The following is a 20028-nucleotide window of genomic DNA, read 5'->3' on the forward strand; positions in this document are numbered from 1 at the left end:
CGGTGTCCGTGAGGTGGAGGCCAGGGTCGCTGGTCTGAAAGCCAGGGCTGCGGTGGGGTATGCGGATGCTGCCGGTGTTGTTGCGGGGCCGGGGGTGCCGGTGGTGGCGCAGGAGATGGCGGTCGCGGCGGAGATCGGGTGCGTRCTGGCGCTGGGTCCGCGGGCTGCGTCCTCGTTCCTCWCCACCTCCCACGCGCTGGCTGATTCGTTGCCGTTGACCTTCGMCGCGTTGCAGGCCGGGTCTTTGTCGTGGGGTCATGTGGTGGTGCTGGCTGATGAGACCGCGGGCCTTGATSCTGCCGGGGCGGCGGCGTTGGAGGCGCATTTCCTGGACCCCGACACACMGGAYSSGGYSCGGGGGTGCCCGGTGGGGGAGATGCCGGCGCACCGGTTCCGTGCCAAGGCCCGGACGTGGCGGGAGCGCCATCATGCCGGGTCGATTGAGAAACGCCACGCAAAGGGAGTCGTGGACCGGCGGGTGGAGTACCGGCCGGACCGGGACGGGATGGCGTGGCTGGGCGCGTACCTGCCCGCAGACCAGGGAGCAGCAGTTTGGAACCGGCTCACCACTGTTTCCCGCGGACTTCAAGGCCCGGGCGAGACCCGCACCCTCACCCAACTCCGGGCCGATGTGTTTGCCACGTCCCTTCTGACCTCCGGGCTAAACACGGGACTGACCGAAGGGATGAACGCGGGGCCGGGCGGCGAAAGTTTCATGAGCCCCAATGGCCTCAACAGCCCTGCCGACGTCCCGCCTGCTGCGGTCCGGGCGCAGGTGTTGGTGACCGTGCCGGTGTTCTCCCTGTTGGGTCTGACCGATGAGCCGGCGGTGTTGGACGGGTACGGGCCGATCCCGCCGTCGATGGCCCGGCGGCTGCTCGCGGAGGGGGCGGGGTCGTTCTACCGGGTGCTCGTGGATCCGCGGGACGGGGCGCCGCTGGAGATCGGGCGGACCAGCTACCGGGTGGGCAAGGCCATGCGGAACTGGCTCCGGCTCCGGGACGGCAAGTGCCCGTTCCCTGGTTGCAGCAACAACTCCCTGGACACCGAGGCCGACCACATCCTTGCCTGGGCCGACGGCGGCGCCACCGGAATCTCCAACCTGGGACAACCCTGCCCGAAACATCACCGCCTCCGGCACACCACAGGCTGGAAACCCACACCCGCGAGCAAAACCGAACCACCCGGTTGGACCTCACCTACCGGTCGCCACTACACCAGCGAACACCAAGACTGGGAACCGACAACATGGCCCCAACAACTGAAACGGGCCCTGGTCATGCCCCATGAACGTAGCGTCCTCGAAGATGCACTCATTGGATACCTCAGCGGGTGACCCGATAACAAAGGGGATCCTGTACCACCGCGGGCAGGTCAGCGGGGACCCGCTGTGGCCGCCGTTGGCCGCCGACGGACTTCTTACTGGCTCCTGCGCCGGTAGCGGATGTGGGTGGCCAGCGGAGAGTGAAGCACCTCGAAGGGTTCGAAGTCGAAAGACTCGACGCCGTCGAAGATTCGCTCGCCTGAACCAAGAAGGACCGGTGCGATGTCGAGCGTAAGTTCGTCGACGACGCCCGCAGTCAGTGCTTGGCGGACGGTCGAGGCGCCACCGGCGATGTCCACCCCCTTGTCTCCAGCGGCCTGGCAGGCGGCAGCGTAGGCGGCGTCGAATCCGTCGGTGACGAAGTGGAAGGTTGTCCCGCCCTCCATTTGGATCGGGGCATGTTCATAGTGGGTCAGAACGAACACCGGTGCGTGGTAGGGCGGTTCCGGACCCCACCAGCCGTTCCATTCCTCATTCCACTCACCGCGGATGGGGCCGAACATGTTCCGGCCCATCACATATGCGCCGCGGGGTCGCATGAGCCAGTCGGCGGCGGCCTTGTTGGCTTCAGTGGCCCGGGGATCGCCGATATGCCAGCCGTGCAGTTCAAGTCCCCGTTTGCCCAGCGGGTTTTCGAGGCTCTGGTCCGGTCCGGCGACGAAGCCGTCCAGTGAAATGGACATATGGCAGGTTGTGTCCGGCACCGCAAACCTCCTGGTGATGGCGCTATTGAACATGGCCGTGTGGTGGGGAGCCTAGCACGTGCCTGCGGCCATCAGGGGCCTGGAGAGAAGCTCTTAGTCGCTTCGGGTTCCGAAAACGATCTCATCCCAGGACGGAACGCTTGATCGCTTGGGTTTTGCCGGCCGTTCCGGCGCCTCAGTCTCCGGAAGCTGGCCGGTGCTGGGGGAAGAATCGTCCTGCTTTGCAGTGGTACGGCGGGGGTTGCTGCCAAGCAACTCATCCAATCCGGCGCCGCCGGTTTGTGCACCCTGGCTGCCGCCGGAAGGTTTCTGCGGCGACGCCGCAATGGTGATTTCCCTCGTATCGGTGCTGACGCCGTCGTGCAGCCGCAAGGCGTCGTCCTGGACATCGCGGTGCGGCGGAAGAAGGCTGAGCCTGGACAGCATGGACGGCCTGGCGTCCCTGCGACGGATGAACGAATCACCCTGGGCAGCCGGTGCGTCGCGCTGGCCGTCCTGGGGTTCCGGCTCGTTTGTCTCGTGTTCCGGGACCACCTCGGACGGGCGGGGATGGGCTGCCGGTACCCCATGGGTGAGCAGGAGTGCCAGGGCGTCGTCGGAATCTTCGTCCACGCCTATCCGATGGCCACGCCGTGACCGGAGCATATCCAGGAGGCCGTCGGATTCCTTGCCGGACTCCTGCGCCGGGGTGCCCTGGCCGCCGGACGAACCCTTGGACGAATCCGCGTCAGTTTCGAAGTCGAAGGGGCGGTCCGAAACTGCGGTGAGGCGGCGGGCCGGAACAGGTCCGTCCAGGGGCTCAAGCTCGCTAAGCTGCTGCGCCCAGCGGTTGGTGTTCTGCAGTGACTTGCGTGCGGGACTGAAGGTCCACAGGGCGGGGGGGTCCTCGCCGATGCCGGAGGTCCCTCCGGGTTTGGCCTCGAAGCTCGCTGAAACTGTCCAGGTGCCGTCCTGGCGCCGCCACGAATCCCATTCCACCGTCGCCGGGTCGATGCCGTGCGCGGAGAGGCGATGGGAAACCATGTCGTCCAAGGAGGCCGGGTTGTCGCCGAACGCGGAGCGGTAGATGTCGTGGCCGGGGGAGGGCGCCGCGACTTCCACTTTCCGCGCCTGCTGCGCAACGTATTCGCGCTCGGCAAGGACCGGGCCTTCGTAACGTTCCACCTTGGCCAACGGCATGCCCGATAACTCGGCAACGTCGGCAGCGGTGGCGCCGGCCCGGATCCGGGCCTGGATATCCCTGGGGGACATCGGAACGGCAGGCCGCTCCGCCCGCGGTTTGGCCGAGGACCGGCTGGCCGTCCTGAGGGCCTCATCGATCGGCAGCTGGAACATCTCGCCGCCGGCCCCGCTCAACAGGAGATGCGTCCCGTCGTCGTGCACGCCTACAAGCCGTAGATCCTGCATACAAATCCTCCACCCTGGCATTACTATCAATCGAAACTCTGCCACCCGGTGGCGCGGAAATGGCTCAAGGGTCCGGGCGCGCCGTGATTTTCCGCCTGATTCCGGCCTGAAGGGTCGGCGCCAGGGCTTCACGCCTGGTGCCGGGGATATGCATCCGCAGGCGGGTCATGGGGCTGCCGCCGCGGATACCTGCTCTCAACCCCTGCTCAGGGCCGCCGTCAGCTTGTCCGGGTGCCGGGTGGAGGTGAGCCAGTAGGGGGTGCGATCGGCCGGGTCGGTGATTTCGATCTTCACGACGGGGTCGATCCAGCCCCGGATGCATAGGTAGGCGAGCCCGTTCAGCCTTGTGCCCCGCTCCGCTGTGGCTTCACCGGACGTGAACTGCTCTACGCTGCCGACAAACCGGCGTTCGATGGTGGCCCGTCCGACCGTCAGCGCGTCCCGGGTAACCGTAATGGTGGGAGTGGACAGGACCAGGAGCACGGTAATGATGGCCAGGAGCACTACCGCGGCTGTATACCCGGCGGCCATGCTGATGGGTGCGAAGACCAGGATGCCGGCTGCGGAGACGCCCGCTGCGATGATCCACATCCAGGCGTTGGGCCAGAGCTTCTCCTGATACGTGACAGGGGTCCCGGCCGAAGGTGTGCTGGGAACGGACTCTGGCGTGCTTGATTCGGGCATAGGCCAAGCTTTCCACCTTTGGCCCGCTATTTCATCTTGGGTGCGGAGGTCCGGATCCGGCCATCTGGGACTGTTGCGGGGGCGCGGGTTAGAGTGAGTGACTGTGACTGAACATCCCACCGCAGTAGACCTCGTCCCGGAGGCGGCAGCCCCCGCCACTGCCGCGCCCACCTTGCGGGTCCAGTTGAAGATGCTGGATCCGGACCTGGAAGCTCCGTCCTATGCGCACCCGGGCGACGCCGGAGCAGACCTTCGCGCGCGCGAAGACGTGGTCCTGATGCCGGGGGAGCGCAAACTGGTCCCCACCGGTGTGGCCATCGCCCTGCCCGACGGCTTCGTGGCGCTGATCCACCCGCGCTCCGGACTGGCCACCAAGCACGGCCTGACGATCGTCAATGCGCCAGGCACGGTGGATGCCGGTTATCGGGGCGAGATATCGGTAACCCTGCTGAACACCGACTCATCCCAGCCAATTGAGCTGCGCCGCGGCGATAGAATTGCCCAGATGGTTATCCAGCGGGTGGAACACGCCCAATTCATTCCTGTCAGCGAATTGAGCGGCTCCGTACGCGGTACGGGAGGCTTCGGCTCCACCGGCGGGTTCAACGTTCCCGGAGCCTGACCCCCCACCCACCACCGCTGCCACGCCAGCACGCACGACGGCGGGACCTGCTCCCGGCCGGCAGATTTTGAGAACTGGCACATTTTGAGAACGAAGGAGTCACCCATGGTCTTTGGGCTCGGCAGGAAAGCCAAGAAGGAAGAGCCGGCACAACCGGCCGAAGAGCTGACGGCAGCGGAACCCGGAGAAGGCGGGACCGCCCCTTCCACGCGCGGCCAGGACGGCCCCTTCGATGAGTCCGAGGTGAGCAGCCGTGACGGCTTCGTGGACCTCGGTGCCTTGCTGATCACCCCCAGCGAGGGACTCCAGCTCCGCCTTGAGGTTGAAGAGGCAACGCAGCGGGTGGTGGCAGTGACCCTTGACCTGAATGGATCCAGCCTCCAGCTGCAGGCGTTCGCCGCCCCCAAGACAGAGACGCTCTGGGATGAAATCCGCGAACAGATCGGGCAGTCGGTCGGTGCCCAGGGCGGCCAGGTCGAAGAGGTGGAAGGCGCGTTTGGCACGGAATTGGTAGCCAAGCTGCCTGCCGGGCTTCCGGACGGCAGCCAGGGCTACCGCGTCGCCCGGTTCATCGGCGTCGACGGTCCGCGCTGGTTCCTTCGCGGTGTCCTCGGCGGCCCCGCAGCTCTGGAGCGCCCCGCCGCCGAACCGCTCGAAACCCTGTTCCGGAAGGTGGTGGTGGTCAGGGGTGACAGTCCCATGCCGCCGCGCGATCTCCTTCAGCTGCGGCTGCCAAAGGATGCCTCCGCTACCCCTCCGCCCGCCGGTCCCACTTTGGAGGAACCCGAACGTGGTCCCGAAATCACCCAAATCGGCTGAGACCGCCAACGGCGGACCCGCCCAGGCGTCCGGTGGACTGACCCCGCTGAACCAACTGCCGGACAAGGGCCGCGTGCTGTGCCAGGGACACATTGAATCCGTGACCTTCGTGCCCGCAGAGCGGACGGCAGAATTCAGCGCCATCGTCTCCGAGACCGGCACCGGACGGCCCGGTCCCGGCCTTGGCAGGAGCAAACCCGCGCGGCTTCGCATCGTATGGCTGGGCCGACGACGGGTACCGGGCATCGAAGCGGGCGCCGAGATCCGGGTCGAAGGAATGCTTGCCCGCGGCAAGGACATGCCCACCATCTTCAATCCCCGTTACGAGATCATGTCCCGCCAGGAGAACGAATGACCGAGCAGCAGCCCGAACAGTCCTCCGATAGCGCCACCCCGGGCGGACAGGGTGCGGGCGCGGCCCCGGCAGCCGCCCAGTCTCCGGTGGCCGGGCAGTCTCAGGTGGCCGGCCTGGCGGCCGAGTACGCGGCCAAGGCAGGGCTCCACCGCACCGACGACGGGCGGGTGGATGTCCTGCGGAGCGCAGGGGGAGTCCAGGGCATTGCCGAGAGCATTGTTCCCGGCCTCGTCTTCCTGGTGGCGTTTACCGTTACCCGGGAACTCACGCCCTCCCTGGTCGCTGCCCTGGCGTCGGCGGCCGCGTTCACCATCGCCCGGCTGGCACAACGGCGCCCCCTGACCCAGGCCCTGGCGGGCGTGGTGGGCGTCGGCATCTCAGCGTGGCTGGCCAACACCACCGGCAGGGCGGAGGATTTCTACCTTCCTGGCTTCTTCACCAACGCCGCCTACATCCTGGCGATGGTGGTTTCGATCATCGTCAAATGGCCGGTGGCCGGGCTCCTTTTCGGTTTCATCCGCAACGAGGGCGTGGAGTGGCGCAAGGATCCGGACCGCGTCAAGGCCTACCGGCTGGGCACCTGGGTCATTGTTGCGGTTTTGGCGCTCCGGCTCATCGTGCAGGTTCCCCTGTACCTGATGGGCGCAGACGGCCTGGCCGCACTCGCCACCACGCGCCTGATCATGGGGGCGCCCCTGTACATCCTAGGGGTGTGGGTGGCCTGGCTCGTCACCCGCCCGGCTCCGGCCGACGTCGAAGACCAGGCCGGCGGCGGCCACGCCGCCTGACAGCTCAAGCCACCTGACACCCCCGGCCCCCGGCGCCCGGCGAACCTAGCCGTCGAAGCCGTCGTCGTCCGGGACAGGCCCGTATCCGTTGGCGGCAGGCTGGTCAGCGGGCTGCGGCGAGGCGTCGACGTCGATGCTCCCGGGAGCCGAGGAGAGAAGCTCACGCAACTTGTCCTCCGCGGCGATGGTGGTGACGAAGAAGAGTTCGTCACCACCATCGATCACGTCGTCCCGGCTCGGGGTGATGGGTGCCTGGTCGCGGAGGATTGCCACCAGGGTGGCGTCCTCCGGCCAATGGATGTCCCCCACGGTCATGCCGATAACGTGCGAGTCGTGGGGCACGGTGAACTCCACCAGCGAGGCCACGCCGGTCTGAAGGGTCAGGAGCCGGACGAGGTCGCCGATCTCCACCGCCTCCTCCACGAGTGCGGTCATCAGCTGCGGGGTGTTGACGGCGACGTCCACGCCCCAGGAGTCGTTGAACATCCAGTCGTTCTTGGGGTTGTTGACCCGCCCCACGGTGCGGCCCACCCCGAACTCGGTCTTCGCCAGCAGCGAGACCACCAGGTTGACTTTGTCGTCACCCGTAGCGGAAACCACGACGTCGGCGTCTTCCACCTTGGCGCCCTGGAGCGTGGAGAGCTCACATGCGTCACCCACCAGCCAGTGGGCTCCCCGCAGGCCGCTGCGCCCGATCACCTCCGGCTTCAGGTCGATCAGGAGGATCTCGTGCTTGTGCGCGAGCAGTTCCCGGGCGATGGACGAACCGACGCTGCCGGCGCCAACGATGACAACTTTCACTGATACTCCTTGGCGGGGGCTTTGGCGAGGATCTGGGCGATCAGGGCGCTGCGGTCCACCTGCAGCATGGCATGCACGGTATCGCCGTCCTGGTATGCGGTTCCTGCGTCGGGCAGCAGGCCTTCGCCGAAACGGGTGAGATAGGCCACACGGACACCGGCGGCCTTCTCGATGGTGCTGATCCGGTGCCCGATCCAGCCGCCGTCCAGGTCAAGTTCGGCCAGGACGAGACGCCCGGAGGGCTCCCGGAAGTCGCCGGCGAGGTGCTGCTCGGGGAGGATGCGGCGCAGGACCTGGTCCGCGCTCCAGCGGACGGCGGCCACGGTGGGAATGCCCAGGCGCTGGTAGATCTCGGCACGTCCCGGGTCGTAGATCCGGGCCACCACGTGCGGGACGTGGAATGTCTCGCGCGCCACGCGGGTCGCCAGGATGTTCGAGTTGTCACCGCTGGACACCGCCGCGAAGGCATAGGCTTCACCCACTCCGGCCTGCTTGAGGGTGTCCCGGTCGAACCCCACGCCGGTGACCTTCCGGCCCGTGAACCCCTGGCGGAGCCGGCGGAACGCGCGGTCGTCCTGGTCGATGATGGCCACGGAATGACCGGCATCCTCCAGCGTGTGCGCCAGCGTTGCCCCCACCCGGCCACATCCCATGATCACGAAATGCGCCACCGTATCTCCTCTGTATGTACGTCACGATCGTGCAGCTAGAACTCTACCGGCACGTCCGTGGTTCGGCCCGGCCCGGGTCCGTCATGACATCGTCCGCGATTCAGACTAGCTTTGTGGGGTGTTGACAATACTGAACGCCGTCAAACGCGTGCTGGTGGGCAGGCCCTTCCGCAATGACCGCCTGGCCCATACCCTGCTTCCCAAAAAGATCGCACTGCCGATCTTCGCGTCGGACGCGTTGTCGTCCGTAGCCTATGCCCCGGACGAGATCCTGCTGACCCTTGCCCTGGCAGGTGTCAGCGCAGTGTCGATCTCTCCCCTGGTGGGCCTGGCCGTGATGGTGGTCCTCCTCACCGTCGTGGCCTCCTACCGGCAGAACGTCCACGCCTACCCCTCCGGTGGCGGCGACTACGAGATCGCCAACGTGAACATGGGAAAGTACGCCGGCCTGACCGTGGCCTCGGCGCTCCTTGTCGACTACGTCCTGACGGTTGCCGTGTCCATGTCCTCGGCGGCGGCGTACCTCACCACTGCTGTCCCGTCGCTGCACGGCCAGCAGGCAATCATTGCCACCATCGGCGTCGTCATCCTTGCATTGGTGAACCTGCGCGGCATCAAGGAGGCGGGCAGTGTCTTCGCCGTCCCCACCTACATTTTCATGGCTTCCATCCTGGGCATGACGGCAGTGGGCATCTTCCAGGCGGCTACCGGGCAGCTGGGGCAGGCGCCGTCGGCAGCCTTCACCATCGTCCCGGCCGAGGGCTTCGACCAGGGCCTGGTGGGGCTGGCCGGCGCCTTCCTGCTCCTGAGGGCCTTTTCCTCCGGCGCCGCGGCGCTGACCGGCGTTGAAGCCATCAGCAACGGCGTTCCCAACTTCCGGCACCCCAAGAGCAAGAACGCGGCCACCACCCTGCTGCTCCTGGGCATCATCGGTGCCGCGATGCTCGCGGGCATCATCTACCTGGCGAACGCCACCAAGGTCCACATCGTGCTGGACCCGGCCAGGGAATTCCTGCTCAACGGCAGCCCGCTGCCCGAGGGCTACATCCAGAACCCGGCCATCAGCCAGATCGCGCAGACGATTTTTGGCCCCGGTTCCATTCCGTTCTACATCGTGGTGGCAGCCACCGGCGTCATCCTGGTGTTCGCATCCAACACCGCCTTCAACGGCTTCCCGGTGCTGGGGTCCATCCTGGCGCAGGACGGCTACCTGCCACGGCAGCTGCGGACCCGCGGCGACAGGCTCGCCTTCAGCAACGGCGTGCTGGCCCTTGCCGCCGGCGCCCTGGTGCTGATCATCTCCTTCGACGCCGACGTCACCAAGCTCATCCAGCTCTACATCGTGGGCGTCTTCATCTCCTTCACCCTCAGCCAGCTCGGCATGATCAGGCACTGGGGCCGTGAACTGAAACTCGCCAAGGACAAAGCCGTCCGGCGCCGGATGATGAAATCCCGGACGATCAACACCATCGGGTTCGGCATGACCGGCCTGGTGCTGGTCATCGTCCTCATTACCAAATTCCAGCAGGGCGCTTGGATCGCGTTGCTGGCCATGTTCATCCTCTTCCTGATCATGTGGAGCATCCGGGCACACTACGACAATGTGGCCAAGGAACTTGCTGTGGACGAGGATTCCTCACCGCGCGCCCTGCCCACGCGGGTCCACGCCGTGCTGCTGGTCTCGCACGTCCGCAAGCCGGTCCTGCGTGCCCTGGCCTATGCCCGCGCGTCCAGGCCCTCGCGGCTGGACGCCATCACCGTGGACATCGATCCGGAAGAGACCGCCCACACCATCGCCGACTGGGAGAAGCTCGAAATCCCTGTCCCGCTGACTGTCCTTGCCAGCCCGTACCGCGAGACGGTCACGCCCATCATGGACTACGTCAAGCAGATGCGGCTTGACTCCCCGCGGGACCTCATCGTGGTCTACATTCCGGAATACGTCGTGGGCAAGTGGTGGGAACAGCTGGTGCACAACCAGACTGCCTTGCGCATCAAGACCCGGCTGCACTTTGAGCCGGGCGTCATGGTGGCCAGCGTTCCCTGGCAGCTCAAATCATCCGAAGAAGCCAAGAACCTGCAGGACGTCCAGTGACCGTAAGAACCCCGCCCACCGCAATGCCGGCAACCGGCCAGGCCGGACACGCCGGCGAAGAGGCTGTGCTCGACGTCGGGCCAGTGGCCCACGGCGGGCACTGCGTGGCCCGCCACGAAGGGCGGGTGGTCTTTGTCCGGCACGCCATCCCCGGCGAGAAAGTCCGTGCCCGGCTGACCGATGCCGGCGACGACGCCAAGTTCTGGCGGGCGGACGCCGTTGAGATTCTCGAGGCGTCCCCGGACCGGGTGGAGCACTTCTGGCACCTGGCCGATTCAGGCCGGGCCTGGGGCCACGGCCACCCGCCGGTGGGCGGCGCCGAGTTCGGGCACATCAGGCTGGCCCGGCAACGGCAACTGAAAGCGGACGTCCTGGCCGAGCAGCTCACCCGGCTTGCCGGCGTCGACCCCGCGCCGTCCTTTTGGACCGGCGGAGTGGAAGCCGTGGGGGAGGCGCACGACGACGGCTCCGGCCTTGGGTGGCGGACGCGCGCAAGCTTTTCGGTTACCCCCGGCGGCAAGCTTGGGATGCATGCGCACCGTTCCGGGCACATTGTTCCGGTGCGGGACATGCCGCTGGCCACAGAAGCCGTCAACGCCCTGCGCCTGTGGGAGTTGGACCTGCAGGGCATCGAGCGCGTCGAGGTGGCCGCTCCGGCCAACGGTTCCCGCCCGCTGGTGCTCCTGGCGCCGGCGCCCGGAACCAAGGACAAGCGGCTGCGCGCAATTGCTGCTGGACTGTCGGCGGATGTGTCCGTGGCGGCATTCGATCCGCTCAGCGGCGACGTGACCCAGGTCCGGGGCCGGACCTGGGTGCAGGAATCGGCGGCAGGCCACGACTACCGGGTGACCGGCGCGGGCTTCTGGCAGATCCATCGCGACGCGCCCGAAACACTTGTGGGCGCTGTCACAGAATTCCTCCGCGGCGGCGGCTTCCTGCAGGCCGGGGCCGTGGTTGCGGATCTCTACGCCGGTGCCGGCCTGTTCACCGCGGTGCTGGGAGATGCCGTAGGGGAGACCGGGTCCGTACTCTCGGTTGAAGGCGCCCCCGGATCCAGCCGTGATGCCCGCAAGAACCTCCACTCGGCACCGCAGGTCGAGGTGGTCCAAGGCCGCGTGGAGCGGGTGCTCCGCCAGAAACCGCGGAACTTCGACGCCCTCCTCCTCGACCCGCCGCGGGCCGGTGCCGGGAAAGCCGTCGTCGGCCAACTCATCGCTTCGCAGCCCCGTGCCATCGCCTACGTGTCGTGCGATCCGGCGTCGTTTGCGCGTGACCTCAGTTACTTCCGCCGCTCAGGATGGGAACTCGCCGGCCTTCGGGCCTTTGACTTGTACCCCCACACCCACCACCTTGAGACGGTGGCGCTGCTGACTCCCGGTCCGTGATGCCACCGCGGTTTTGGACTACGATGGCCGTAGTAGTCCCACGTCGCGCCCGAATTCTCGGCCGGCCGTGTGCAATTTTCGGGCCCTCGAACTACTAAGGGCATCCTAACTAGCAGGCGGTCAACCGCGCGACAAAGATGAAACTGTTGCGAGAGGAGTCCTGCGATGAGCACTGTGGACAGCTTCGGTTCAAAAGGCAAACTTAATGTAGCCGGAACCGAGTATGAAATTTTCCGGTTGAACTCCGTTGAAGGTGCAGAAAACCTTCCGTTCAGCCTCAAGGTATTGCTTGAAAACCTGTTGAGGACCGAGGACGGCGCGAACATCACGGCCGACCACGTCCGCGCACTGGCCGGTTGGGATCCCAACGCCGAGCCCGACACTGAAATCCAGTTCACGCCGGCGCGCGTGATCATGCAGGACTTCACTGGCGTGCCCTGTGTTGTGGACCTCGCCACCATGCGTGAGGCCGTTAAGGAACTCGGCGGAGACCCCAAGCGGGTCAACCCGCTGGCACCGGCGGAAATGGTGATCGACCACTCCGTGCAGATCGACGCCTTCGGCAACTCCGGCGCACTGGAGCGCAACATGGAGATCGAGTACCAGCGCAACGGAGAGCGGTACCAGTTCCTCCGGTGGGGCCAGACCGCGTTCGACGACTTCAAGGTTGTCCCGCCTGGAACCGGCATCGTGCACCAGGTCAACATCGAATACCTGGCCCGCACGGTCATGACCCGCGAGGTTGACGGTTCGCTGCGCGCCTACCCTGACACCTGCGTCGGCACCGACTCGCACACCACCATGGTCAACGGCCTGGGTGTGCTCGGTTGGGGCGTCGGCGGCATCGAAGCAGAGGCTGCCATGCTGGGCCAGCCCGTCTCCATGCTGATCCCGCGTGTCGTCGGCTTCAAGCTGACCGGGTCCATCCCGGCCGGCGCCACAGCCACCGACGTCGTGCTCACCATCACCGAGCAGCTGCGCCAGCACGGAGTGGTGGGCAAGTTCGTCGAGTTCTACGGCGAAGGCGTCGCGGCCGTGCCGCTGGCCAACCGCGCCACCATCGGCAACATGAGCCCCGAGTTCGGTTCCACCGCCGCCATGTTCCCGATCGACGACGTCACCCTCGACTACCTGCGCCTCACCGGCCGGTCCGACGAGAACGTCGCCCTGGTCGAGGCGTACGCGAAGGAACAGGGCCTCTGGCACGACCCCTCCCGCGAGATCAAGTTCTCCGAGTACCTCGAGCTGGACCTGTCGACGGTTGTCCCGTCGATTTCCGGCCCGAAGCGCCCGCAGGACCGCATCATCCTCACCGAATCCAAGGCCCAGTTCCGCGAGGACCTCCGCAACTACGTCAAGGTTGACCTCGCCGACGGCAGCCTGGACGAAGCGATCGACGAGAGCTTCCCGGCATCGGACTCACCGTCGTTCACCGCCTCGGCGACCCACCTCACGGAGCAGGCCCCGCACGCCCACGGTCCCAAGTCCAACGGACGCCCGTCCCAGAAGGTGGCCGTCAAGACCGCCGACGGCCGTGAATTCGAACTGGACCACGGTGCCGTGTCGATCGCCTCGATCACCTCCTGCACCAACACGTCCAACCCCTCCGTGATGCTGGCTGCCGCACTGCTGGCCCGCAACGCCGTGGACAAGGGCCTCACCTCGAAGCCGTGGGTCAAGACCTCCGTGGCCCCGGGCTCGAAGGTCGTCACCGACTACTACAACAAGTCGGGCCTGACCCCGTACCTGGAGAAGCTCGGCTTCTACATCGTCGGCTACGGTTGCGCCACCTGCATCGGTAACTCCGGCCCGCTCGACGCCGAGATCTCCGAGGCCATCCAGGCCAACGACCTTTCCGTCACGGCCGTGCTTTCCGGCAACCGCAACTTCGAAGGCCGGATCAACCCGGACGTCAAGATGAACTACCTGGCCTCCCCGCCGCTGGTCATCGCGTACGCCCTGGCCGGAACCATGGACTTCGACTTCGAAAACGATGCCCTGGGCCAGGACGAAGCCGGCAACGACATCTTCCTCAAGGACATCTGGCCGAACCCGGTCGAGGTCCAGCAGGTCATCGATTCCTCGATCGACAAGGGCATGTTCGCCCGCGGCTACGAGGGCGTCTTCGACGGCGATGACCGCTGGAAGGCCCTCGACACCCCCGCCGGCGACACCTTCGCCTGGGACGAGAAGTCCACCTACGTCCGGAAGCCCCCGTACTTCGAGGGCATGCAGGCACAGCCGGAGCCGGTCAAGGACATCGCCGGTGCGCGCGTACTGCTGAAGCTCGGCGACTCCGTCACCACCGACCACATCTCCCCGGCCGGTTCCTTCAAGTCCGACACCCCGGCCGGCCAGTACCTGCTGGCCAACGGCGTGGAGCGCAAGGACTTCAACTCCTACGGCTCACGCCGTGGCAACCATGAGGTCATGATCCGCGGCACGTTCGCCAACATCCGGATCAAGAACCAGCTGCTGGACGGCGTCGAGGGTGGTTTCACCCGCGACTTCACGCAGGCAGACGGTCCCCAGGCCTATGTTTACGATGCCGCGCAGAACTACCAGGCCGCCGGCACCCCGCTGGTCATCCTGGCGGGCAAGGAGTACGGCTCGGGCTCGTCCCGTGACTGGGCCGCCAAGGGCACCGCGCTGCTGGGTGTCAAGGCTGTCATCGCCGAAAGCTACGAGCGCATCCACCGCTCCAACCTGATCGGCATGGGCGTCCTGCCGCTGCAGTACCCGGCCGGACAGAACGCCGCCAGCCTGGGGCTGACCGGCACGGAAACCTTCGCCGTTGAGGGCGTCACCGCCCTGAACGAGGGCACCACGCCGAAGACCCTCAAGGTCACCGCGACGGCCGAAGACGGCAGCACCACCTCCTTCGACGCGGTCCTGCGCATCGATACCCCGGGTGAAGCCGACTACTACCGCAACGGCGGCATCCTGCAGTACGTGCTGCGCCAGATCTCCGCGAACTAGCGGGAACTGCTGCGCAGTCAGCATCCTCCCCGAAGCCCCGGCCGGTCACCGACCAGCCGGGGCTTCGGCTTTGCAACCAAGCCAAGGCGTTAGAGTTAAACGGCACGTCTACCACCCGAAGGAGGGGTCATTGGGAATCTTGGACACCATCCGGAATCCGCAGGACCTGAACGAGTTGACCGAGGAACAGCTGGAGCAGCTGGCTTCGGAGATCAGGGAATTCCTGATCACGAACGTCTCCCAGACGGGCGGCCACCTCGGACCCAACCTCGGCGTCGTGGAACTGACGCTGGCCGTACACCGCATCTTCGAATCCCCCCGCGACAGCATCGTCTTCGACACGGGCCACCAGTCATACGTCCATAAACTCCTCACCGGGCGGCAGGACTTCAGCACCCTTCGCCAGGAAGGCGGCCTTTCCGGCTACCCCTCACGTGCTGAGTCCGAACACGACATTGTGGAAAGCTCGCACGCATCCTCCTCCCTGTCCTGGGCGGACGGCATCTCCCGGGCCCGCCAGCTCACCGGCGAAGGCGACCGCCACGTGGTGGCCATCGTGGGCGACGGCGCCCTGACCGGTGGCATGGCCTGGGAGGCCATCAACAACATCGCGGCAGACAAGAAGCGCCGGGTGGTCATTGTCGTCAACGACAATGGGCGTTCCTACGCCCCGACCGTGGGCGGTTTTGCCGACTACCTCGCGTCCCTGCGCCCCACCATTGACTCCTTCCGCGCCGCCCCCGCCTATGAGGGCGCGCTGGACTGGTGGAAGAAGAAGCTCCAAAACGGCGGCCCCGCAGGCCAGTTCACCTACAAGAGCCTGCACGCCATGAAAAAGGGCATCAAGGACTGGTGGGCTCCGCAGGGCATGTTCGAGGACCTCGGCATGAAGTACATCGGTCCGGTGGACGGCCACAACCTCCAGGCCATGGAGCATGCGCTCTCCACCGCCCGGAACTACGGCGGCCCCGTCATCGTCCACGCCATGACCGAAAAGGGACATGGCTACGCCCCCGCCCGCGCCCATGAAGCGGACCAGTTCCACGCGGTAGGCATCATCGATCCGGAAACCGGCGAACCAACGGGCACCGGCGGCGCCCAGTCCTGGACCTCCGTCTTCGCCGACGAGATCGCCGCCATCGCCGACGAACGCGAGGACATCGTCGGCATCACCGGCGCCATGCTGATCCCGGTGGGGTTGCACAAGTTCGCCGCCAAGCACCCGACGCGCGTCGTCGATGTCGGCATCGCCGAGCAGCATGCCCTCACCGCTGCCGCCGGGATGGCTTTCGGCGGGCTCCACCCCGTCGTCGCCGTCTACGCCACCTTCCTGAACCGGGCCTTCGACCAGCTGCTGATGGACGTCGCCCTCCACAAGGCCGGGGTCACCATCGTGCTGGACCGTGCCGGTGTCACCGGCCCGGACGGCGCCAGCCACCACGGCATGTGGGACATGGCCATGGTCCAGATCGTTCCCGGCCTGCACCTGGCCGCACCGCGCGACGCCAGCCGCCTCCGGGAGGAACTGCGGGAAGCGGTAGCCATCAGCGACGCGCCCAGCGTGGTCCGCTTCTCCAAGGGATCCGTGGGCCCCGAGGTGGATGCCCTCGAACGGCTCAGCGACGGCGTGGACATCCTGGCCCGCCGCCCCTCCGGCTCCACCGAGAACGATGTCCTGATCGTCAGCGTCGGTGCCATGTCCGAGCTCGCCCTCGATGTCGCAAACCGGCTTGGCGCCCAGGGCATCAGCAGCACGGTGGTTGATCCGCGCTGGGTGCTCCCGGTCCGCCGCTCCATCATCGCGCTGGCTTCGCACCACCGCCTGGTGGTCTGCATCGAAGACGGCGTCCGGGCCGGCGGCGTCGGCTCGCGCATCCGCCAGGAAATGCGCGCTGCGGGGGTGGACACCGCACTGAACGAGGTGGGCCTGCCCGTTGAGTTCCTCGACCACGGCACCCGCGCCCAGGTCATGGAGCGCGTGGGGCTCACCGCCCAGCAGATCACGCACGACGTCGTCGCGCAGGTTTTGGGAACAAAGGTACCGTTCGCGCGTCCCCTGCCGGGGCAGCAGCACCCCACCACTGGCAGCCTCCCGATCCTGTGAGGGACGAGGACGCACTGAAGTACCCCGGCGCCGTGGGGGAGTCGGGGCCGGTTTTGCATACCACCACCACACGCGTCCCCGGCAACCTGCAACCCGGCCAGCTGGTGGTATCCCGCAACCGGAAATGGAACGGCAAGGCACACTGGGTGGTCCCCGGGCGGTACCTTGGCGAAGACGAGCACGGATGGTGGATCTTCCAGGGCACCAACGAGTTTTGTTCACGCCCCGGCGCCGCGTTCTACACGCGCTCCGACGCCGTGCTCCTGGTACCGCGCCAAGGCGACTGGGTGGCCACGTTCTACGATTCTGCCCATCCTGCCGGCGTGCGGCTCTACATCGACCTCGCCGTGGGCCATGAATGGACGGACATCCGGCCTGCCGTAACCGAGTTGCATGTGATCGACATGGACCTGGACGTCATCCGCACCGAATCGCGCGGCGTCTTCATCGATGACCAGGACGAATTCGCCGAGCACAGCGTGTCCATGCGCTACCCCCAGCGGCTGATCGAGGATATCCAGGCGGCCGCGGACGAACTTTTCCATGCCGTGAAGGCGCAGCAGGCGCCTTTCGACGGTACCGACGTTGAATGGTTTGCAAAGGGACGCATATGAGCGGCATTGTCAGGGTCTACAAGCGCGACGACGAGGGAACCCTCCACTTCCGGGAAGCCTGGTTCGATGAGGAGTACTCCCAGTTCGTCATGAACTTCGGTGCCGTGGGGCACCAGAGCAAGACAGAGGAAACCGACGTCCCCGACGCTGACGCTGCAGGTGGCCTGCTGGACGCCTTCGCAGCCCAGTGCGAGGAGGACGGCTACGCCGAGATCCCCAACGAGGAGCAGTTCTGGGTGGTGGCCCAGTTCGCCCTCAAGACCAGGGAAGGCACGGAACGGGACCGCTACCTGGAGCAGAAAGCCAAGGATGCCCTCATCAGCCACCTTGCCTGGCGGGGACTCGGAACCGTGGAGCGGTCTGAGTTCACGGATTACAAACTCAACATCTTCTGCCTCTGCCCGGATGTGAACAAGGCCGTCAACGCCATCAAGGTGTGCGCCCGCGGCGAGGACCTGGACTTCACCAAGCTCAGCATCGGTGCAGCCCCGTACAGCGAAGCCGACCACTTCAAACTCAAGCACTCAGCCAAGCCCGCCAACAGCTTCAGCCTTTAGGAGTCGTCCTTGACCAGTTACCGCCGCGTTGGACAATCAGGCCTCACCGTCTCCACGGTAGGCCTCGGATGCAACAACCTGGGCCGCGCCAACACCAGCACCGAGTCGCAGGAAGGCACCGACGCCGTCGTGTCCGCCGCACTGGAGGCCGGGATCACGTTGTTCGATGTTGCGGACAACTACGGCCGCGAACCGGGACTGAGCGAGACCATGCTGGGCAAGGCACTCGGAAACCGGCGGGACCAGGCCGTGGTGGCCACCAAGTTCGGAATGGACGCCCAGGGCGCGAACGGCCCCGACTTCGGTGCCCGGGGCTCCCGCCGCTACATCATCCAGTCCGTCGAAGCATCACTGCGCCGGCTTGGCACCGACTGGATCGACCTCTACCAGTTCCACACCCCGGATCCACTGACACCCATCGAGGAGACCCTCGCCGCGCTGGACGACCTGGTCCGCAGCGGCAAGGTCCGGTACATCGGCCACTCCAACCGGGCCGGCTGGCAGATCGCCCAGGCCGAGTATGTGGCCCGCGAACTCGGCGGCGCACGCTTCGTTTCCACCCAGAACCACTACAACCTCCTGGACCGCCGGGCCGAGCAGGAAGTCACGCCTGCCGCCGAAGCCCTCGGCCTGGGCGTCCTGCCCTACTTCCCGCTGGCCAACGGGCTGCTGACCGGCAAGTACGCGCCGGGCCACGCTCCGGACGGTTCCCGTCTCAGCCACACACGCACCAATATGGTGCAGGACGCCGACTGGGACCAGCTGGGCAGGTTCAGCCTCTTCGCCAAGGAACGTGGCCTGACCGAGGTGGAGGTGGCGTTCTCCTGGCTTGCCGCGCAGCCGTCCGTGGCCAGCGTCATCGCGGGCGCCACCAAACCGGAGCAGGTCCGCCAGAACGCCTCGGCCGCCGACTGGCAGCCATCTCCGGAAGACCTCGCTGAGCTCGATGCCATCTTCCCCGCCGTTCCCAAGGTGGCCCTCTTCTAGGACACCGGAAACCCAAGAGCACCGGAAATACTGCGACTGTGACCTCCTACCTGCTGGACGTCGATACCGGCATCGACGACGCCCTGGCCCTGGCCTACCTCGCCGCGCTGCCGGAGACGGAATTCGTGTCCGTCACCGCAACACCCGGAAACGTGGACGCGGACCAGGTGGCCCGGAATACCCTGGCACTGCTGGAACTGTGCGGCCGGCCGGGCGTCGAGGTGGCCATCGGGGCGCGCGGGCCGCTGTCCATCCCGCTCACCACCACACCCGAAACCCACGGTCCGCAGGGGATCGGCTACGCCGTGCTGCCCGGACCGGCCGGGCAGGTTTCGGCGCGGAACGCCGTCGACCTTTGGCTCGAACACGCCCGCGCCAGGCCGGGGGAGCTCACCGCCCTGATCACGGCGCCGCTGACCAACTTTGCCCTGGCCCTCCGCCAGGAGCCCGACCTGCCGGACCTCCTGGCCGGCGTGGTAATCATGGGCGGGAGCTTCTACCACCAGGGAAACACCACCCCCACGGCCGAGTGGAACACACACGTGGACCCGCACGCGGCCAAAGAGGTGTACGCCGCGTACCGCGGCAAGCCCCTGGCGAAGCTGCCAGTGGTCTGTTCGCTGGACACCACCGAGCGGATGGAGATGCGCCCGGAGCACGTCCGGCAGCTCGCCGAGGCCGCCGGCGCCGCCGTCCCGGAACTGGTCCTGCCGGACCAGCCCGAGGGCCAGCGCAGCACGTCGGACAACGGCATCATCCGGCACCTCTCGGACGCGCTGCGGTTCTACTTCGAGTTCCACCGGCAGTACGACCAGGGATACCTGGCGCACGTCCATGACTTCTTCGCCGCCGGAGTTGCCGCCGGCACACTCGAGTACGATGCCCGCCCCGCCACGGTGGACGTCGAAACCGGCTCACCCTTGCTGATGGGAACCACGGTGGCTGATTACCGCGGGCTCTGGGGTGCGCCTCCAAACGCCAGGATTGTCTCCGGCAACAACCCGGAGCAGGCGTTCCGCGAGCTGGTATCCGCCATCGGCGGACTGGCCCGGCGGGTGGGATAGGCGCCAACCTTGCACGGCCCGTCCAAGCCGTCCCGGATTACCGGACCATTGCCGGGCCCCGGACCGAA

18 protein-coding genes are annotated in these 20028 nt (G+C 66.6%); 13 read left to right on the plus strand and 5 right to left on the minus strand.

Annotated elements, in window-relative coordinates; translation table 11 throughout:
- Positions 1–1336, plus strand: a 1336-nt coding sequence (locus tag AB4Y79_RS17035) for a DUF222 domain-containing protein (protein WP_441864229.1), incomplete at its 5' end; no start/stop codon positions are given.
- A gap of 83 nt (positions 1337–1419) precedes the next feature.
- Here the strand turns inward: AB4Y79_RS17035 and AB4Y79_RS17040 are convergent.
- The 3 genes from AB4Y79_RS17040 to AB4Y79_RS17050 form a co-directional block, all read right to left on the minus strand.
- Positions 1420–2007, minus strand: coding sequence for a dihydrofolate reductase family protein (locus tag AB4Y79_RS17040; RefSeq protein WP_441864232.1), 588 nt, complete (start codon positions 2005–2007; stop codon positions 1420–1422).
- 114 nt (positions 2008–2121) lie between these two features.
- On the minus strand, positions 2122–3435 hold the full coding sequence (gene sepH / locus AB4Y79_RS17045) for a septation protein SepH (RefSeq protein ID WP_441864234.1): 1314 nt from the start codon (positions 3433–3435) through the stop codon (positions 2122–2124).
- A 195-nt stretch (positions 3436–3630) separates the two neighbouring features.
- Entirely contained in the window at positions 3631–4119 is a 489-nt protein-coding gene (locus AB4Y79_RS17050; protein WP_441864236.1) for a DUF3093 domain-containing protein, read from the minus strand.
- Between the two features lie 103 nt (positions 4120–4222).
- Between AB4Y79_RS17050 and dut the strand changes: the two genes are divergently transcribed.
- From dut to AB4Y79_RS17070, 4 genes are all read left to right on the plus strand, one after another.
- Positions 4223–4741 (plus strand): dUTP diphosphatase, encoded by a 519-nt coding sequence (gene dut, locus AB4Y79_RS17055; protein ID WP_441864238.1) that lies wholly within the window; start codon positions 4223–4225, stop codon positions 4739–4741.
- 105 nt (positions 4742–4846) lie between these two features.
- Positions 4847–5560 carry a DUF3710 domain-containing protein gene (locus AB4Y79_RS17060; RefSeq protein ID WP_441864240.1) on the plus strand — a complete coding sequence of 238 codons (714 nt, stop codon included), beginning with the start codon at positions 4847–4849 and terminating at the stop codon, positions 5558–5560.
- Positions 5532–5915 (plus strand): hypothetical protein, encoded by a 384-nt coding sequence (locus AB4Y79_RS17065; protein ID WP_441864242.1) that lies wholly within the window; start codon positions 5532–5534, stop codon positions 5913–5915. Before AB4Y79_RS17060 ends, AB4Y79_RS17065 begins: the two co-directional genes overlap by 29 nt.
- Positions 5912–6703, plus strand: coding sequence for a DUF3159 domain-containing protein (locus AB4Y79_RS17070; RefSeq protein WP_441864244.1), 792 nt, complete (start codon positions 5912–5914; stop codon positions 6701–6703). Before AB4Y79_RS17065 ends, AB4Y79_RS17070 begins: the two co-directional genes overlap by 4 nt.
- A gap of 45 nt (positions 6704–6748) precedes the next feature.
- On the opposite strand, the gene AB4Y79_RS17075 is transcribed toward AB4Y79_RS17070, so the two are convergent.
- Both AB4Y79_RS17075 and AB4Y79_RS17080 read right to left on the minus strand, forming a co-directional pair.
- The gene (locus AB4Y79_RS17075) at positions 6749–7504 is read right to left on the minus strand and encodes a potassium channel family protein (protein WP_441864246.1); all 756 of its coding nucleotides are present in this window, start codon (positions 7502–7504) and stop codon (positions 6749–6751) included.
- The gene (locus tag AB4Y79_RS17080; protein ID WP_441864248.1) at positions 7501–8175 is read right to left on the minus strand and encodes a potassium channel family protein; all 675 of its coding nucleotides are present in this window, start codon (positions 8173–8175) and stop codon (positions 7501–7503) included. Before AB4Y79_RS17080 ends, AB4Y79_RS17075 begins: the two co-directional genes overlap by 4 nt.
- A gap of 118 nt (positions 8176–8293) precedes the next feature.
- Between AB4Y79_RS17080 and AB4Y79_RS17085 the strand changes: the two genes are divergently transcribed.
- The 8 genes from AB4Y79_RS17085 (at position 8294) to AB4Y79_RS17120 (ending at position 19960) form a co-directional block, all read left to right on the plus strand.
- On the plus strand, positions 8294–10270 hold the full coding sequence (locus AB4Y79_RS17085; protein ID WP_441864250.1) for an APC family permease: 1977 nt from the start codon (positions 8294–8296) through the stop codon (positions 10268–10270).
- Complete coding sequence (locus tag AB4Y79_RS17090) at positions 10267–11655, plus strand: class I SAM-dependent RNA methyltransferase (protein WP_441864253.1); 1389 nt, start codon at positions 10267–10269, stop codon at positions 11653–11655. Before AB4Y79_RS17085 ends, AB4Y79_RS17090 begins: the two co-directional genes overlap by 4 nt.
- Before the next feature lie 165 nt (positions 11656–11820).
- Positions 11821–14634, plus strand: a complete 2814-nt coding sequence (locus AB4Y79_RS17095; protein ID WP_441864255.1) for an aconitate hydratase — start codon at positions 11821–11823, stop codon at positions 14632–14634.
- Positions 14635–14764: 130 nt separating this feature from the next.
- The gene (dxs, locus tag AB4Y79_RS17100; RefSeq protein WP_441864257.1) at positions 14765–16738 is read left to right on the plus strand and encodes a 1-deoxy-D-xylulose-5-phosphate synthase; all 1974 of its coding nucleotides are present in this window, start codon (positions 14765–14767) and stop codon (positions 16736–16738) included.
- Complete coding sequence (locus AB4Y79_RS17105; protein ID WP_308931280.1) at positions 16735–17352, plus strand: DUF402 domain-containing protein; 618 nt, start codon at positions 16735–16737, stop codon at positions 17350–17352. Before dxs ends, AB4Y79_RS17105 begins: the two co-directional genes overlap by 4 nt.
- Positions 17349–17909, plus strand: a complete 561-nt coding sequence (locus AB4Y79_RS17110) for a hypothetical protein (protein WP_308931279.1) — start codon at positions 17349–17351, stop codon at positions 17907–17909. Before AB4Y79_RS17105 ends, AB4Y79_RS17110 begins: the two co-directional genes overlap by 4 nt.
- 9 nt (positions 17910–17918) lie before the next feature.
- Positions 17919–18896 (plus strand): aldo/keto reductase, encoded by a 978-nt coding sequence (locus AB4Y79_RS17115; protein ID WP_441864261.1) that lies wholly within the window; start codon positions 17919–17921, stop codon positions 18894–18896.
- A gap of 38 nt (positions 18897–18934) precedes the next feature.
- Positions 18935–19960 carry a nucleoside hydrolase gene (locus AB4Y79_RS17120; protein ID WP_441864264.1) on the plus strand — a complete coding sequence of 342 codons (1026 nt, stop codon included), beginning with the start codon at positions 18935–18937 and terminating at the stop codon, positions 19958–19960.
- Positions 19961–20028 lie beyond the last annotated feature (68 nt).

The sequence above is a fragment of the Pseudarthrobacter sp. YAF2 genome, assembly GCF_052113345.1.
GTDB lineage: Bacteria > Actinomycetota > Actinomycetes > Actinomycetales > Micrococcaceae > Arthrobacter.